Source organism: Staphylococcus sp. HMSC068G11, from assembly GCF_001815825.1.
Lineage (GTDB): Bacteria > Bacillota > Bacilli > Staphylococcales > Staphylococcaceae > Staphylococcus > Staphylococcus epidermidis.
In genome coordinates this window covers 341,855-359,096 of sequence record NZ_KV822098.1, presented here as the reverse complement: position 1 = coordinate 359,096, position 17,242 = coordinate 341,855, and the positions used below count along the sequence as shown (strand labels likewise).

At 32.4% G+C, this 17,242-nt stretch carries 13 protein-coding genes and 2 pseudogenes; 6 read left to right on the top strand and 9 right to left on the bottom strand.

All coding sequences use genetic code 11. The features are described from left to right. Positions 1-231 precede the first annotated feature (231 nt). The 4 genes and pseudogenes from HMPREF3058_RS12520 to HMPREF3058_RS09835 form a co-directional block, all read right to left on the bottom strand. Positions 232-426: pseudogene (locus tag HMPREF3058_RS12520) on the bottom strand (hypothetical protein). Positions 427-661: 235 nt separating this feature from the next. Next, positions 662-1,191 (bottom strand): annotated as a pseudogene (locus tag HMPREF3058_RS09840) (GNAT family N-acetyltransferase). Positions 1,192-1,513: 322 nt separating this feature from the next. Further along, the gene (locus HMPREF3058_RS12515) at positions 1,514-1,630 is read right to left on the bottom strand and encodes an SAR1012 family small protein (protein WP_002486587.1); all 117 of its coding nucleotides are present in this window, start codon (positions 1,628-1,630) and stop codon (positions 1,514-1,516) included. A 103-nt stretch (positions 1,631-1,733) separates the two neighbouring features. Beyond that, the gene (locus HMPREF3058_RS09835) at positions 1,734-1,949 is read right to left on the bottom strand and encodes a TM2 domain-containing protein (protein WP_001831694.1); all 216 of its coding nucleotides are present in this window, start codon (positions 1,947-1,949) and stop codon (positions 1,734-1,736) included. Positions 1,950-2,178: 229 nt separating this feature from the next. Here HMPREF3058_RS09835 and HMPREF3058_RS09830 point away from each other — a divergent pair, with 229 nt between their 5' ends. Further along, positions 2,179-2,736: a GNAT family N-acetyltransferase gene (locus HMPREF3058_RS09830; RefSeq protein WP_002491612.1), complete on the top strand. Its 558-nt coding sequence runs from the start codon at positions 2,179-2,181 to the stop codon at positions 2,734-2,736. 353 nt (positions 2,737-3,089) lie between these two features. On the opposite strand, the gene HMPREF3058_RS09825 is transcribed toward HMPREF3058_RS09830, so the two are convergent. Then, on the bottom strand, positions 3,090-4,028 hold the full coding sequence (locus HMPREF3058_RS09825) for a 1,4-dihydroxy-2-naphthoate polyprenyltransferase (protein ID WP_002486594.1): 939 nt from the start codon (positions 4,026-4,028) through the stop codon (positions 3,090-3,092). Positions 4,029-4,206: 178 nt separating this feature from the next. Here HMPREF3058_RS09825 and HMPREF3058_RS09820 point away from each other — a divergent pair, with 178 nt between their 5' ends. Genes HMPREF3058_RS09820 through menB form a run of 4 tightly spaced genes read left to right on the top strand, consistent with a single transcriptional unit; the run spans position 4,207 to position 8,829 of the window. Then, positions 4,207-5,568, top strand: a complete 1,362-nt coding sequence (locus HMPREF3058_RS09820) for an isochorismate synthase (protein ID WP_002502081.1) — start codon at positions 4,207-4,209, stop codon at positions 5,566-5,568. Beyond that, the gene (menD, locus tag HMPREF3058_RS09815) at positions 5,555-7,228 is read left to right on the top strand and encodes a 2-succinyl-5-enolpyruvyl-6-hydroxy-3-cyclohexene-1-carboxylic-acid synthase (RefSeq protein WP_002499356.1); all 1,674 of its coding nucleotides are present in this window, start codon (positions 5,555-5,557) and stop codon (positions 7,226-7,228) included. Before HMPREF3058_RS09820 ends, menD begins: the two co-directional genes overlap by 14 nt. Then, the gene (menH, locus tag HMPREF3058_RS09810) at positions 7,215-8,018 is read left to right on the top strand and encodes a 2-succinyl-6-hydroxy-2,4-cyclohexadiene-1-carboxylate synthase (protein ID WP_002486591.1); all 804 of its coding nucleotides are present in this window, start codon (positions 7,215-7,217) and stop codon (positions 8,016-8,018) included. The genes menD and menH overlap by 14 nt, the downstream gene beginning before the upstream one ends. Further along, entirely contained in the window at positions 8,011-8,829 is an 819-nt protein-coding gene (menB, locus tag HMPREF3058_RS09805) for a 1,4-dihydroxy-2-naphthoyl-CoA synthase (RefSeq protein WP_001831706.1), read from the top strand. Before menH ends, menB begins: the two co-directional genes overlap by 8 nt. 349 nt (positions 8,830-9,178) lie before the next feature. Here the strand turns inward: menB and HMPREF3058_RS09800 are convergent, their stop codons facing one another. Further along, positions 9,179-10,363 carry an aminotransferase class I/II-fold pyridoxal phosphate-dependent enzyme gene (locus HMPREF3058_RS09800; RefSeq protein ID WP_002491671.1) on the bottom strand — a complete coding sequence of 395 codons (1,185 nt, stop codon included), beginning with the start codon at positions 10,361-10,363 and terminating at the stop codon, positions 9,179-9,181. Between the two features lie 142 nt (positions 10,364-10,505). Next, positions 10,506-11,513 carry an acyltransferase family protein gene (locus HMPREF3058_RS09795; RefSeq protein ID WP_002486580.1) on the bottom strand — a complete coding sequence of 336 codons (1,008 nt, stop codon included), beginning with the start codon at positions 11,511-11,513 and terminating at the stop codon, positions 10,506-10,508. Between the two features lie 153 nt (positions 11,514-11,666). On the opposite strand from HMPREF3058_RS09795, the gene HMPREF3058_RS09790 reads away from it, so the two are divergent. Beyond that, entirely contained in the window at positions 11,667-12,086 is a 420-nt protein-coding gene (locus HMPREF3058_RS09790; protein ID WP_001831691.1) for a MarR family transcriptional regulator, read from the top strand. A 238-nt stretch (positions 12,087-12,324) separates the two neighbouring features. Here the strand turns inward: HMPREF3058_RS09790 and HMPREF3058_RS09785 are convergent, their stop codons facing one another. Together HMPREF3058_RS09785 and HMPREF3058_RS09780 are read right to left on the bottom strand one after the other, a co-directional pair. Continuing rightward, on the bottom strand, positions 12,325-16,332 hold the full coding sequence (locus tag HMPREF3058_RS09785) for an N-acetylmuramoyl-L-alanine amidase (RefSeq protein ID WP_002491653.1): 4,008 nt from the start codon (positions 16,330-16,332) through the stop codon (positions 12,325-12,327). Positions 16,333-16,572: 240 nt separating this feature from the next. Next, entirely contained in the window at positions 16,573-16,995 is a 423-nt protein-coding gene (locus HMPREF3058_RS09780) for a GNAT family N-acetyltransferase (RefSeq protein WP_002491613.1), read from the bottom strand. Between the last annotated feature and the right edge of the window lie 247 nt (positions 16,996-17,242).

Genomic DNA, 17,242 nt, shown 5'->3' with positions numbered 1-17,242 from the left:
ACTCTTTCTATGCATATCTATGGTTTATATTCTATTGTCTTAAACTTAACCAAAAAATAAACATCAAAAGTAACAATAACAAACTTGATTTTTGTAAAATATAGATATCTTCAAATTTTTTAAATCATTCAAGCTAATATATAAGTATCTATCCTTATTTTAAAAAAGAACGTTATTCTTATATAGGATCAAGTCAAGAAGAAACTCGTTTTCAATCGTTTCAAAACCCTCTTAAATTTTGGGCTTACTTCTATTTATTTTTCCTACTTTTACAACTAAATAAATAGTATTAACAACCATCACAATAGTATATGGAATTAATATATGGATTATCAGATTGATATACAAAAATTAACCCAAGTAAAAAATGGAATTTAAGATAGTTGCTATAAAATAACCTTTATCTAATACTGTGTTTTTATCCAAAATAAGAACTCCTTTTTTAGGCAATGTCAACATAACTGCTTTATTGACGTTGAGCCTTCGAAAACTCTTAACAAACTAAAAACTTGTCGAATCGTTGGCTTAATAGCTCACGCTATGCGACATTCGTCTTCAAGTTTAGTTAAGAGGCTTCTTCTCAACATTAATAAATTTTCTCGGCATAAATGCCTAGTCTTTATTTATTCAGTAGATTTAAAAACTAAGATAAATAAACTTTTCATTCAAAAAAAGCATCTGAATATTGAATTATCCCAGAAGTTTTATCCAAAGCATTTTTCTTTAATTCAATAGCCATTAAAAATTCGTCTGGTACTTCAAAAGGGGCTTTAATACCCCAGTTAGAAGCTTTTTTAAACCCAAATTTTGGATAATACTCTGAGTGTCCCATCACTATAACCGAATCAAAATTAAGCTTTTCTGCTACTTCTAAAGATTTTTGTATCAAACTTTGACCTACGCCTTTATTTTGATAATTAGGTAAAACAGAAACAGGCGCTAAAGCTAATGACTCTATAGATTTCTCACCTTTAACAATAAAAATTTTAGATAACAATATATGACCTATAATTTTATCTCTATGCAATGCTACTAAAGATAAATCTGGAATAAACTCATCAGAATTTCTCAAACTCGCAACTAACCTATGTTCACTCTGATCACTATATTCTTCATTAGCAAACGCTTCTTTTACAACTTCTTCTGTAATCTTATAATCTTCCTTTTTTCTTTCCTAATAAAAAAATTCATTCTCTCTCTCCTTATCCTAACTCATATTTAAGTTAAAAGATTTATAAAATAAATATCGATTTATCCAAGAAATATATCAATTAATACTTTTAGAACTAGAAGATTTATCTAATAAAATTTATTTACATAACCTAGTTTTATTAGATAAATCAACAACTAATATTTTAATAAATTAAGAATGAAGAAAATATGATAAACGTATCAAAGATGTAGTTCGATAAGTTGAGTAATTCGCATGTATATCACAAGAAAAAAAGAATGTTTGTGGCAACGAACATTATTAAAAAACGGAATTGTTAATCAATTCCGTTTTTTAATATTTCTATTTGTGATTGTTTTTATTTCTATCGTTAGAATTTTTGGAAATAAGGTTTCGTATCATTTTGACAATATAACCGGAAACTAAAATTCTAATCACTCTTTTAACAATATTCTGCATGTTAACTCCCCTTATATTTTGTTTGATATCTTATACCCAGTTTTTGTAGGAGCTAAAAGTAAAATTTGTTTTTTTGGAAAATATGAAGAAATATTTTTAGATCTTATTTTTTATCAAAAGTTATGTAGCCGTATTCATCTGCTTTTTTAGTAAAAATAACAATGATAGCGTGAATGATTGCGACAACACTTGGAATGCCAGTCCAGAAAAAGACGAGATGTAGAATACCTTGTCCAACTTGGTCGGCATAAAATTTATGCACGCCCAGACCACCTAAAATCAATGCTACTATAATATAAATTGTTTTGTTAACTTTCATTATGTCTGCCTCCGTATGGTTAATTTAGTTTTTAGTCTTATCTTTATTTTTACAGATAATTATTTAGTTTATCAAAGTAAAAGTATTAAAGAAGATGTTATGATATAAAGTGAAGGTTTAAATTTATAGTGATTGTTTAATTTTAAGATGTTAACATCATGTCGTATTTATTTTTATTTAGAAATTGAGTATAAACTTTAGCTATCAATATCTAAAAGGGGAGTCAAATGTGATTAGAAAAGCGAAAACGAGTGATAATCGACAGATTGCAGAGTTATGTTATCTTATTTGGAGAGATATGGAATTAGATATTACCAAGGAAATAACTAAAGATCGTATTATTGAAGCGATAGAATTAAGTATTGTGAATGTAAGATACCGGTCGTTTTATGAGCATATTTGGGTATATGAGAAAGACGGGGTTGTTGTTGGATGTGTAATTGCTTATCCTGGGAAAGAGGAAATGGATTTTGAACAACAATGGCTTAAGTTACCACTTGAAGAAGATATTCTTCAGTTAGGTACACCATTACCTGAAAAAGAATCATACGATGATGAAATATATATAGAAGCAGTAGTAACGACTCCAAAATATCGAGGACAAGGTATTGCAACACAACTTTTAAAGTATGTCATTTCCACTCATGCACATGAAAAATGGGGATTGAATTGTGATTATGATAATAATAAAGCACGCCATCTATATCACAAATTAGGGTTTAAAGAGGATGCGACAATTCATTTATATGGCCATCAATATTTTCATATGACATTGAATAATAAGTAACATCACATCATAATGAAAGGTGTGTGGTGTATATAAATGAGTACCCATCAATTTTGTTTACAGATTGAATTTTTATAAATGGTTTCAGTGGGTTATAAGTTATAAGCGTGTTGTCTAAACCTACTCCGAACCCCAACTTGCTTTGTCTGTAGAATTTCTGATTGAAATTCTCTATGTTGGGGTCCCGAACCCCAACTTGCCTTGTCTGTAGAATTTCTGTTTGAAATTCTGGGTTTAGACAAATGTTGAAATAACTCGATATTAAGCGGGTTTTTAAATTAAATTGTTGTCTGTGTTTGCAATAAAAAAGCCTGGGGCATTGATTAATGTCCCAGACTCATTCGTGTGAAAGTTTAGATTGCACCTAAAAGTGCACTAATATAGATTCCTAATGCATACAATAAACCAAAGAATGTATTCGTTTTACCTGTCGCAGCCATCGCAGGCATCATAGTTTCAGGCGTATCATTTTTATTAAAACGTCTCACCGCTTTAATAGGCATTGGGAATGATAATAAGACTAACAAGTAAAATAATGATCCCGCAGGTTTAAAAAAGGCTGTAATGATGACAATGATATATGCGACGGCATACATTATTGCCATAAAAATAACAGAAGCACGTTTACCTAAAAGTATAGGCAAAGTTTTTCTACCGCTAGCCTTGTCTTTAATACGGTCACGAATATTGTTGCCCATATTGATTAAACCAATTGTGATGACTATTGGAATACTTAACCAAACGGCATATCCTTGAACATTACCGGTTTGTATGAAAAATGAAAGTAGTATGATAATCATACCCATAAATAATCCTGAAAATAGTTCACCAAAAGGTGTCCATGAAATTGGAATAGGGCCACCGGTATATAGATAGCCAATTGCCATACAAACAATGCCTACTGGAATAATCCAGAATGAGCTTTGTATTGCTAAAAAGATACCTAAAAGTGCTGCAATGATGTAAAAAGCAATTGCTAAATTCATTACTTGTTTTGGACTCATACCATTACGTACAATAGCGCCACCAATACCCACAGAGGTATGATCATCAAGACCTTTTTTAAAGTCATAGTATTCATTAAACATGTTTGTTGCAGCTTGAATTAACAAACATGCAACCAACATAGCCAAGAAAAGACTGAATTTTAGATGATCTTCGCTACCGAGTAAATATATTTTAGCTGCTGCAGTACCAACGAGTACAGGGACAACAGCGGCTGTTAAAGTATGAGGTCTCATCAATTGCCAGTACTTCTTAACAGTGGAATATTGTTGATATTGATCTGACATGATATGCACAACCTCTTATTTATATAGTTTTATCATCAACATTTTAAATGAAACACCAGTAAAGGTCAATCAACGTGAAAAATTGCATGTTTTGTTTAAGCATTAATAACTACATAAAAGATTAAAAATGATACAATGTAATAATGAGTAAAATTCGGAGGAGAAAGAAGTGAAAAAAATGGATGTGAATGTAGACGAACAGGCAATCCTCGATAAGTTATATGAAAGTACAAAAGATTGGGTTTCAGTTGAAGTTGAATTAAATAAAACTATGAAACCTAGTGTGTTGTTTCATTTAACTGAAAAAGATGCTGGGGACCGTTTTTACATGCGCTTAAATGATAATTATTCTTCGTATTTTGGATATCATGCTATTCATAGGTTTAAAAACGACTTTGAGAATAAGCAATCCATTTTTAAGGACTGGGAAAAATTAAAAAATAATATTGAACTCATTCATCCACATAATAGATATCATCATCTTAGGTTGTGTGGCGGTTTTCAATTTTCGAGTCACAAATCAGATGATGAATGGAGAGAATATGGTTTAAACCATTTTGTTTTACCTAAAGTATTAATTTCTAATGAAGGTACGCGTACTTATCTAACTTATACAACAGAGCGACAAGATTTCGATTTACAAGCTTTTAAAACTTTAGTGGCACATTTTGAACAAACAACCATGGATAATCCAGAGGAAACACTTGGAGATGTGACGCGTATGGAAGATATTTATAAGGATGATTGGCGTGAGCTTGTAAAAGAAGCGATTGATACGATTGACAACAATAAAAAAATCGTTCTCGCGCGTCGTCGTTTAGTTAAATTTGATAAAAAAATCAATATTCCATATGTTTTAAATCGGGCTCTTGAAAATGAAAAAAACAGTTATATATTTTTATTAGAAGCTAATCAGTCAATATTCTTTTCTCAAACGCCTGAGCAATTAATCAAAGTTGAAGATGGTGTTTTATCTACAAAAGCAGTAGCAGGTACCATTAAACGTACACATAATGAGCAAATAGATAATAAGAATATAGAGGCATTTCTTAAAGATAAGAAAAATTTAGGAGAACATCGTTTTGTTGTTGAAAGCATCTTAAATGATATTGAGCCTTTTGTACAGGATGTAGAGTACAATGAGACGCCTAATATTTTAAAAAATGATCATATGTATCATTTATATACGGAAATCAAAGCTAATTTAAATGACAAATCATACATTGGTTTAATCGATCGTTTACATCCTACACCTGCGTTAGGTGGCTACCCTAAAGAAGAAGCGCTTGATTTTATTGAGAATAAAGAGTTTGGTACTCGAGGTTTATATGGCGCGCCGGTGGGCTATATTGATGTTTATGATGATTGTGAATTCATTGTTGCTATACGTTCTATGCTAATTAAAGAGCAACAAGCGACTTTATACGCTGGATGCGGCATTGTTAAAAATTCGGATCCTGATAGTGAAGTTGCTGAAACTGCAGTTAAATTCTCACCAATGATGAACGCCTTAGGAGTAGATAATAATGATGAATCATAGCGTAGCTTTAACTGAACAAGTATTTTCATTTGCTTCAGAGCTTTATGCTTATGGTGTAAGAGAAGTAGTAATTAGTCCAGGTTCACGTTCAACACCATTAGCACTTGCTTTCGAAGCACATCCAAGTATTAAAACATGGATTCACCCTGATGAGCGAAGTGCTGCATTTTTTGCTTTAGGTCTTATTAAAGGTAGCGAAAAACCTGTAGCAATTCTTTGTACATCTGGAACAGCTGCTGCGAACTACACACCCGCTATAGCTGAAAGTCAAATTAGTCGTTTGCCACTCGTTGTTTTAACGAGCGACAGACCGCATGAACTGCGCAGTGTGGGTGCACCTCAAGCAATTAATCAGGTAAAGATGTTTAGTAATTATGTGAACTTTCAGTTTGATTTGCCGATTGCTGATGGAAGTGAACATACAATTGATACAATTAATTATCAAATGCAAATTGCAAGTCAATATTTATATGGACCACACCGAGGACCGATTCATTTTAATTTACCATTTAGAGAACCACTAACACCAGATTTAGATCGTGTCGATTTATTAACCTCTGTAACTAAAACGTTACCTCATTATCAGAAATCGATTTCGGTAGATGATATAAAAGAAATATTACAAGAAAAAAATGGTCTCATCATTGTCGGAGATATGCAACACCAAGCCGTTGATCAAATATTAACGTATTCAACTATATATGATCTGCCAATCTTAGCAGATCCCCTGAGTCAGCTTCGTAAGGAGAAACATCCTAATGTTATAACCACTTATGATTTATTGTATCGAGCTGGTTTAAATTTAGAAGTAGATTATGTCATACGTGTAGGTAAGCCAGTTATTTCTAAAAAATTAAATCAATGGTTGAAGAAAACCGATGCGTATCAAATTATTGTGCAGAATAATGATCAAATTGATGTATTTCCAACACCTCCTCATATATCTTATGAGATTTCAGCAAATGATTTTTTCCGTTCATTAATGGAAGAACCACTTGTTGAACGAAAAAAATGGTTACAACAATGGCAATCACTTGAACAACAAGCACGCATTGAGATAAGTGATTACTTAAAGCATGCGACAGATGAAGCGGCATATGTGGGGAGTTTAATTCAAAAACTTACAAAAGAAGATACATTATTTGTCGGAAATAGTATGCCAATTAGAGATGTTGATAATTTACTGTTTGATAGTGAGGCATCTGTATACGCTAATCGGGGTGCCAATGGAATTGACGGAGTAGTTTCAACTGCGCTAGGTATGGCGGCACATAAGAATGTGACGTTGCTTATTGGTGATTTATCTTTTTATCATGACATGAACGGTTTATTAATGGCCAAATTAAATGAACTTCATATTAACATTGTATTAGTTAACAACGATGGGGGAGGTATCTTTTCATATTTACCTCAAAAACGATCGGCTACAAAATATTTTGAGCGATTATTTGGAACACCAACAGGCTTAAACTTTGAATATACTGCACTGTTATATGATTTTACATTTAAGCGTTTTGATAATTTGACTGACTTTAAATATGCTGAATTATCCAAAATGGGTTCTCACATGTATGAAGTTATGACCAATAGAGACGAAAATTTACATCAACATCAATATTTATATCAGAAATTGAGTGAGATTGTTAATGTTACATTATAATTTTTATGAATCTAAGAACCAAAGTAAGCAACTATTGGTGATGTTGCATGGTTTCATAAGTGATGCTACTACTTATCATTCACATATAGAACGCCTCATAGAACATACGAACGTACTAACAATTGACTTACCTGGCCATGGCTTAGATACCTCAAGTATGGATGATGTGTGGGATTTCCCGTTCATTACACGTCAACTTGATGAGGTTTTAATACAATATCAAACATATGATGTGTTTCTTCTAGGTTACTCTATGGGTGGCCGGGTAGCGCTTTATTATGCCATACATGGTAATGAAACTCTATCAGGGTTGCTCTTAGAGAGTACTTCAGCAGGTATTCAAGATGAGACGGATAAAGAGGAACGTGCCCAAGTGGATGCTGCACGTGCGAAAGTACTTGAAATTGCTGGTTTAGATATTTTTGTGAATGATTGGGAAAAGTTGCCACTTTTTCGTTCGCAGTATAATCTAGCTCCTGAGATACGCCAAAGTATTCGCAATAATCGCATGAGTCAAGATGCTCATAGATTGGCTAAAGCACTTCGTGATTATGGTACAGGTCATATGCCTAATTTATGGCCACATCTATCATCGATATGCATTCCTACTTTAATTTTAGTAGGAGAAAAAGATAAAAAGTTTGTTCAAATAGGACAACAATTAGAGAATCACTTACAAGATAGTCATAAAGTTCAAATTTCTAATGTCGGACATACAATTCATGTGGAAGATAGCACGGAATTTGATACAATAATATTAGGTTTTTTAAAGGAGGAGCAAAATGACTAGACAGTGGGAAACACTTAGAGAATATGATGAAATTAAATATGAATTTTTCGAAGGGATTGCCAAAGTAACGATTAATCGTCCAGAAGTAAGAAATGCATTTACTCCTAAAACAGTTGCTGAAATGATTGATGCATTTTCACGTGCGCGTGATGACCAAAATGTATCAGTAATTGTATTAACTGGTGAAGGGGACAAAGCATTTTGTTCAGGTGGAGATCAAAAAAAACGTGGACACGGTGGTTACGTAGGTGAAGATGATATTCCTCGTTTAAATGTATTAGATTTACAACGTTTAATTCGTGTGATTCCTAAACCAGTAATTGCAATGGTTAGAGGCTATGCAATTGGTGGAGGAAATGTACTTAATGTTGTTTGTGATTTAACAATCGCTGCAGACAATGCTATTTTTGGGCAAACTGGACCAAAAGTAGGATCATTTGATGCTGGGTACGGTTCTGGCTACCTAGCTCGTATAGTTGGCCATAAAAAAGCAAGAGAAATCTGGTATTTATGCCGTCAATACAATGCACAGGAAGCTTTGGATATGGGCTTAGTGAATACTGTAGTTCCATTAGAACAAGTTGAAGACGAAACAGTTAAATGGTGTAAAGACATCATGCAACATTCACCAACTGCTTTACGTTTCTTAAAAGCAGCAATGAATGCTGATACTGATGGTTTAGCTGGTTTACAACAAATGGCTGGAGATGCGACTTTACTTTACTATACTACTGATGAAGCGAAAGAAGGACGTGATGCGTTTAAAGAAAAACGTAATCCTGATTTTGACCAATTCCCTAAATTCCCATAAGCAATAGTTGAATAATAGACTGGTTTTGAAAATGCATATTATAATTACAATTCCAATCTAGTTAATGAATAGCAATTATTTAAAATCGCCTAAGATACGAATTGTGTCTTAGGCGATTTTATTATTTCATTGGAATTAATAAGTATAAGTAACAATTAGCAACATTGGTAGATATAAGTAATCACCAATGTTAAAAATGAAAATGTACTATTTAAAGTGAATGCTCTCGATTTGCAAGTGTAAATCTCAGATTAGCGCACACACTTGATACATTTAAACCTATTGTATTGTTATGTGGGATTGTTACTCTCATAAATTTCACTTCAGGAATAAATGTTTTCCAGACTATTTATATAGTTTGAGTGGTCATTTGATCTGGATAATGTTGCCGTAAATAATTTTCTAATCGATGCATTCCTTTTTTTAATGTTTCCATATCATAAGCATATGAAATTCGAATATACCCTTTGCCAATATCGGTGAAGGAGGAACCAGGAACCATAGCTAAGTGTGCTTTCTCCAACACATCAACACAAAATTCAAAATCATTTTCCGTGAATCTTTTAATGCTAGGGAAAATGTAAAATGCACCTTCAGGTTGAGCAGTTAATTCGAAGCCTAATAATTCTAATTTTTCTTTCAGGTAATCACGACGTTCAATATAATCACGATTCATGTATAGAGGGGCATTTATTCCCTCATTTAAAGCGGTAGTACAAGCAATTTGAGCTGGTACATTTGCACAAATACAATTGTAAGCGTGCATAAAGGTTAATTTTTCAATTAAATATTCAGCACCAAGTAAAAAGCCGATTCGAATACCTGTTGCAGAATGGGACTTACTCAAACCACCTATCAGTAATAATTGATCTCGAATTTCTGGAAATTCAGCAAAAGATGTATGTTGTCCTTTAAACGTATTTTCAGCATAAATCTCATCACTGATAATAAAAATTTGTTTGTTTACAAGTGTGTCTACTATATTTTTGACCTCAGAGCGTTCGAGTATTACGCCTGTTGGGTTGGTAGGGTAATTGAGAAGTATCGCTTTAGTTTTATGCGTTAGATGCGACTCAATCAGTTCAGGTGTTACTTTAAAATCTGATTGTGTAGTATCTATATATACTGGATTTCCACCTAGAGTTTCAACTAATGGGATATAACCAGCGTATATCGGTCCTGGAATAAGGATATCATCGCCAGGCTCAATAATGCTTCTTAACGATGTATCTAATGCTTCACTCGCACCATTAGTAACGATGATTTCTTCCTCACTATAAAAGAAATCGTATTTTCGTTTAAAATATTGGCTAATAGCTTGTCGTGTTTCAAATAAACCTTTGTTATGAGAATAACTTGTTTTATCGTTTTTGATTGCTTTGATATAAGCATTTTTGACCACATCTGGTATAGGAAAATCGGGTTGTCCAATTGTTAAATTAACACAATCGTCAATCGCTTTAATTCTATTAGAAAATTGACGAATACTAGGGGCTCTTAAAAATTTTGAACTTGAATTTAATGATAATTTCATTTGCTAAAACCTCTCTATATAAAAATACCAAAATGTAGTATTTAAATTGTTTAAATAGTCTCATAATTCTTTCAAATTATTACTATCATAACATATTTTAATCTCTACATTTTGGTGATTTACTGAATTGTTTTATGAAATTTTAATTTTTAAATTGAGAAGGCCTTTTTAAATTAATGAACGGATTCGTCCATTTGCAAACCCATTTTGAAGATAATATTAATACAATCACACTCGCACTGATAAATAAATAAAGATAGGTAAAGATAGAAATCTGATCCTTAAATGGATATAGACCAAACCCGCGAATGACTCCTATAACGATACCGTGTAATAAATAAACAAACATTGTGCGCTGTCCTATATAGGTATAAATACGCTTAGTTTGTGGCATTAGATTTAGAAATGCACACATAGTTAAAAGTATAATGACATAGAGTAATAAGCGTTTAAGAGGACTATAAACATCCTCTCCGTTACTTTCTAAAGAAGTATAAGGTGTACTTCCTAATAACCAATCTCCATTAATAGGATGGATTGTGTATCCTATAAAGAAGGTAATCAGAATGATTATTGAAATGGGAATCCATTTTTTATTTCTAAGTTTTTCGGTATGTGATTGTGTAACCAAATGTCCTATAAAGAAGATAGGGAAGAACACAATGGTTCTTGATATACTCATATAACTGTCGATATTGCCAGAGAAACCAGCTAATACAGAAACAAGTATGGATATGAATAGTACAATATACGGATTATACCTTCTCACTATAACTAAAACAACATGAAAGAAAAAAAGGGTGAGTAAAAACCATAATGCAAAAACTGGATTAAATGGATCTAATTGAATTGCATCTTCTTTACCAGTGAAATAGTAATAAAGTGAGAAAAACGCAAAAAATATTACATAAGGAAGAAGTAATTTTTTTGCAATTTTTTCTAAATAGTTAGGTTTATCTAAATTCTTAGCAAAGTAGCCTGAGATAAATAGAAAGGTAGGCATATGAAAGCTATATATTAATAAATATAAAGCTTGTAAAAATTTATCTTCAGATGTATAAGGCTGTAATAAATGTCCTAATACGACTAGAAATATCAATATTGCTCGAGCATTATCGAAAAAATAATCCCTATCTTTGATGGCTGTCATAAACGCTCTCCTTTTTTACAATTTAGACATACTCTAATGTAGTATAAAAATAGGTAATGATGCAACGAATTTGTGCAATGTGTATATTTGTATTGTATAATTTATAAATAAGGCATATAATATTATTAACTTAATATAGTGGAGTAGAACAACATGTATAAACAACTTGAAAAACTTATCACACTGACAAATAATGATTTGAATTTAGTTAATAGACGCTTTGGTCAACGAACCGACATTACTTCTGAACAATTAGAGTTACTACGTATTTTATATAATTATGATCGTTTATCTCAATACGATTTAACTATGAAGATTAGTAGGGAACAATCAATTGTATCAAGATGGATTAAAAAGTTAGTCCAAAAAGGTTATATCATGAGTCAACAATCTCATGAAGATTTACGATGTAAAGAACTGATATTAACTGAAGAAGCAAGGGCTTTAATTCAGCAAATCAACACGGCGAGATGCGAGTTAATTGAAGCGAGATGTCAATGTTTATCTTCAGACGAAATTGCAAGTTTAAATCAATTATTAAACAAACTTAATAGTAGACACATTTTCATCTGATATATATTGGTTTTTAATTATGATGTTAAGTGTAAAATACATTCAATTATATATAAACATATAAAGCTAAGCAACTGAATTGTAATATTAAATTACATATAAGTGTGCTTAGCTTTTTTTATTTGAAAAAGTTTAATATTTAGCATCTGTCATATTCGAAGCAGTGACATGATAAATAATCATCAAAAAAGTAGGCAGCTCTACTTTCATTAACTATGAGAGCTGCCTTACTTTATATTTATTTGTATGTTGGAATTTCGAAGTACTTACCGACTTCACCAATTTTATCATAAAATTGCTTTAATACTTGTGCGTTGACATTTGCCCAATTAATATCAGTTGCATATTGATGCGTACCGGGGCTTGCAGGATTCCAACGCATTTTATATAGCGTATTTTGTCCTGCTTTCACGTATGAATTTCCAATGAATTTAGCGCCACCAATGATTGCTTTAGAGACAGAAGTCCATCCAGCATTTTTAGCGTATTTAATACCATCTACAAGTGCATTATTGTCGAATGCACCAATTCCAAAGACATTATGGTATTTGTGACCTGTTTTAGTTGTGAATTTACCTTTTGAAACATCTCCGCCTTTAGCAAGTTGTGAAGTTCCATTACCTGTTTCTACTAAAGCATGTGAGATAAGATAAATTTCATTTAGACCATACTTACGTGCTGCTTGGCTAAATGCAGCACCTTGGTTTTCAAGTACACCTTTGCCTTTTAATAATTTATTGAGAGCTTGTGCTGACAAGTATTGTGGTTGATCTAAACGTAAGAATTGATATTTTAAGGATGAATCATTAGCTAAACGCTTTGTATCCATAGCATTTTTAATTTGACTATAATTGGCATTTGACCATTTCCAAGCCTCATTTTGTACTTGTGGTTTATATTTAAGACGAGATTGGATATTTATCGCGTTATTTAAAGTCATTCCAGTATATGCATATTTAATTTTTTCTTTAACTAAGTCAGTTGATTTTATCCAAACATATTTACCGTCTAAAAGTTGTCCATAGTACCATTTTACACCATTAATATTTTTTTGCTTAATGACTGTGAAAGTTTGTTCATAATATGGTTTTAAAGAATATCGGTTTGCTTTTGTTGGATCCATATAGAAATAACTTTTACTATTATTGATAACAAAAGTATAGTTATATGGTGTTGCCTGAGCGTCAGTACTGTTTTGGATTAAATCCTTTGCAGCAATCCATCCTGTTCTGTTATTGACTGTTCCGTAAAGATATAAATCTTTGCCAACGTAAACAGCTTTGGAAGCATTAAATGCTTGATTGGCTAGCGTATTAGGTGCTAGTAATTGTTGGTTTTTAGTACCCCAAGCAATAGAATATAGACCATTATTTGTAGGTTTTACTGAATATTTACCTATAGACTGAGTTTGTTTTCCAATATTTTGAGTTGTCACATCATTAATGTTTACCCATCCTAATGGCGTATTACTTGTTCCATCTTGAAGTAGTACATACGTGTTATTACCTTCAGTACGTTGTTTATTGATAAGGAATGTACGGTTTGCGTATTTCGTACCACTTTTGGCTGTTTTATCATATACGGATGCTCTTATTCCAGAATTATTAGCTTTCACTTGAGCAATTTGATTTACAGTTTGTGTAGATGATTGTACTTGTTTAGGTGCTGGTGTTGATTGAGTAGACAAAGTTTGAACTTTTGATGGTGTAGTTAAATAGTATTTACTAATCCAACCAGATTTACCGTTCACTGTACCATAAAGATATGTTGCTTTATCAATTTGTTGTTGTTTAGTTGCTTTAAAAGTTTGATCGCCCTTACCTGAAACTGTTCCAGCCACTTGATTATATGTGCCCCAAGGTACTGTGTGGAATTTAACACCAGGTTTGACGTTGTATGTTTGATTGATTTTTACAGGTGATTTAGCTGTATTGTAAATGACCTCATCTTGTTTTACCCAACCATAATTTGTACCAGTATTATAATCGCCAACAAGATAGAATTTTTTATCACCAAGTGTGGCAGCTTTTGTCACTGACAATGTACGTTGGATTTGATCTGTTGTCTTTCCTTTAGTGTCATAAACTGTAGTGTATAAGCCACTATTTTTTGCATTGATTTGAGCAACACCACTATTGTTAGTCACTGTTAATTGGTTATTTGTTGAAGGTTTAGTTGGATTGCTAGGTTTAGATGCTGAAGTTAAGTAGTATTTACTAATCCAACCAGATTTACCATTCACTGTACCATAAAGATACGTCGCTTTATCAATTTGTTGCTGTTTAGTTGCTTTAAAAGTTTGATTTCCAGTACCAGATACTTTGCTAGCAACTTGTTTTGGTGTACCCCAAGGAACTGTGTAAAGTGTTGACCCTGCTTTAACATTATATGTTTGATTCACTTTTACTGGTGCCTTAGCAGTGTTATAAACAACATCACCTTGTTTAACCCAACCGTATTTTTTTCCGCTATTGTAGTCTTCAACTAAATAGAATTTGTTATTTCCTAATGTTGCAGTTTTAGTAACGGATAGAGTTTTTTGTACTTGATCAGTCTTATGACCTTTACTGTCATAAACAGTTGTATATAAGCCATTATTTGTTGGTTTAATTTGAGCAACACCACGATTAGCAGATACAGTTAACTTATTATTAGTTCCTCCTGATGGTTTAGAAGGTTGTGACGGTTTTGTAGATGTTGTGCCCCAAGGTGCTACTTGACCCGTTTTAATTAAATATTTTTCATAAATTAAGTCATATAATTCTGCATAGCTATAATTGTGGCTTCTTAAATATTGGTGAGGGTCAGTGTGGTCAGTACCTCCTAAGAAGTTAGAGATAGCAGCATGTGTCCAAACTGTTCCTCTTCCATCGTTTTCAGCGCTATCAGGTTTTAAATTATAATATTGCAATTGTGTTGCAGCATAATCAGCGTAGTTGTTCATTGAACGTGCAAATGAATCATAATCATGTGTATGGACGATTTCAACATTGATAAAACGTTGATTTCCGTAAGGACCTGCACCCCAAGATAAATAGTCTGTCGGAGCTGTTTCTATAATTCTATTGCCATCAACAAATGCGTGTACGAATGCACTGTTGTAATTACGTTTCATGAAGGCAATCTCGCCATCGATTGTTGAGTTATCATTTGCAGTATCATGAACAACGATACCTTCAGGACGTCCTACGCCGTTTCTATAGCCATATTTAGGGAAATATGACGTATAATCTTCTTCAATTCTTGGTGCTTTCATATTCTTTTTACGAATATAGTTATTTATTGAAGAATTAACCTTTGGTGTGTATTTCGGTAATGATGATGTTTTTTGTCTAGATACAGAATAAACTGTTCTCGGTTGAGCAGTTGCACTAAATGGGGTAAATTGCTTTGTATCTATAGACGCTTGATTAGATGCCGTTTCTTTTTTTGCAGTATTAGTTGTTACACGTTGAGCTGGCTCTTTATATTTATATGAAGTAGTTTGTTTAGATGTAGCATTCACATTGTTTAATGATACAGGCTCTAAATGGTCTGTTGAGCTATCATCGTCTTCATCATCGTAATCAAAGTTATAACCAGATGCGTTTGTATTTGATACTTTAGGTGTAACAGTTTCATTTTGTTCAGAAGTTACTTGCTGACTTTTTTGTTGGCTTTCATTATCATTAGAAGCAGTTTGAGTTTCAATTGCTTGATTTTCGGAAGGTTGACTTGCTGTCATCTTCTTGTCTTGTTGTTCAGTACCCGCGTTAGTTTCTAAATCTTTCTCATTTTCATCTGCTACAGATTGTGTCTCCTGTAATTGATTTGTATCAGTAGATGTTTTATCTTCTTGTGTCAAATCATTTGTTTCTTCTTGTTGATTTTTTGTAGAAGAATTCGTTTGATTTTGATTCGCATCATTTATTGATGAAGATTGTTGATTTTGATTTGATGAAATTTCATTATAAGTACTCATTTCATCTAATGATGCATCATATGTAGTACTTTGTGTATCTTGTTCAGGTTGAACTTGGGTAGGGTCTTGATATGTTTGTGTACCAGATACATTTGTAGTTGATTGTGTAACTTCGCTTTTAGCTTTTTCTGCTTGCTTGAGGGCAGTTTGATCATCTAATACATTTTTATGATTAGACTGATCTTGTGGTTGTTCAGCAGCATTTGCTTGATGTGCAGTAAAAGCTGTGCCAAATAACGTTAAAGCAACCATAGACGGTAATTTGTAATTGAATTTCTTCGCCATTTATTTCTTACTCCTCGCATTAATATGATTTGTATCAATTATAATCTTTAAGTCTTAACACTGTATGGCTTTTAACATATTTGTAATGTAATTTTAACCTGTGCCTCAAATAGAAATATTGTTTTTTTATGCTGTGAACATTGTCAAATCACTATTTAAGTTTATTATAAGCTTGTAAGCTACATAAAGATTATTACAATTTTTAAAATTGCTAAGTTTGTATATAGAATGTAAATCGATTTATAAAAACTTATTCATACTAATATGTTTTATATTTTCTTCTAAGAATACCTTACCAAAAGGTGAATAACCTAGTTTTAAGTAAAAGTCTCGAGCTTGTAATTGAGCATTCATAGTGAGTTCATTGTATTGGTGTTTTTTTGCAATTGTTTCAATAGCATGTATTAATTTTTTACCGTACCCAAGACCGCGATATCCCTTGATGATTGCTACGCGTTCAATTTTGCAAACATGAGTATTCAAAGATCTAATTCTAGCAGTTGCCATAGGAACTTCATTTATATATCCCACTATATGGAATGAGTAATCTTCATATTGATCAAATTCATTTTCGAGTGGTATGCCTTGTTCGTTCACGAAAACACACTTTCTTATTTCAAAGCAATCCTCTAGCATCCTTTCGTTTTTTGCTATTTGAAACACAGTATCACCTCCATTTTCACTGGTTTTCCCTTTAAAAATTATTTTAACCATGTTGAAAATGAAATAAAGCAAGTTCATTATAAATTCATAGTTAGTTCATCCCCAAAAAAAGAGTGAGTCCGGTACAAGTCGTGAAATATCATTTGCGGGGATAAGTACTGAAGTTTCCTTTAGTAAAGTAAGTTGAGTCATATTATAATCTTTATACATAAGGTACCTCGTTAATTTAGTTTAGTGGTATTTGTTA

Coding starts and splice junctions, on each gene's coding strand:
- HMPREF3058_RS09825 (WP_002486594.1), bottom strand. CDS start 4,028: ATGTCAGATCAATATCAACAATATTCCACTGTTAAGAAGTACTGGCAA.
- HMPREF3058_RS12515 (WP_002486587.1), bottom strand. CDS start 1,630: ATGCAGAATATTGTTAAAAGAGTGATTAGAATTTTAGTTTCCGGTTAT.
- menD (WP_002499356.1), top strand. CDS start 5,555: ATGATGAATCATAGCGTAGCTTTAACTGAACAAGTATTTTCATTTGCT.
- HMPREF3058_RS09800 (WP_002491671.1), bottom strand. CDS start 10,363: ATGAAATTATCATTAAATTCAAGTTCAAAATTTTTAAGAGCCCCTAGT.
- HMPREF3058_RS09835 (WP_001831694.1), bottom strand. CDS start 1,949: ATGAAAGTTAACAAAACAATTTATATTATAGTAGCATTGATTTTAGGT.
- menH (WP_002486591.1), top strand. CDS start 7,215: ATGTTACATTATAATTTTTATGAATCTAAGAACCAAAGTAAGCAACTA.
- HMPREF3058_RS09785 (WP_002491653.1), bottom strand. CDS start 16,332: ATGGCGAAGAAATTCAATTACAAATTACCGTCTATGGTTGCTTTAACG.
- menB (WP_001831706.1), top strand. CDS start 8,011: ATGACTAGACAGTGGGAAACACTTAGAGAATATGATGAAATTAAATAT.
- HMPREF3058_RS09790 (WP_001831691.1), top strand. CDS start 11,667: ATGTATAAACAACTTGAAAAACTTATCACACTGACAAATAATGATTTG.
- HMPREF3058_RS09820 (WP_002502081.1), top strand. CDS start 4,207: ATGGATGTGAATGTAGACGAACAGGCAATCCTCGATAAGTTATATGAA.
- HMPREF3058_RS09795 (WP_002486580.1), bottom strand. CDS start 11,513: ATGACAGCCATCAAAGATAGGGATTATTTTTTCGATAATGCTCGAGCA.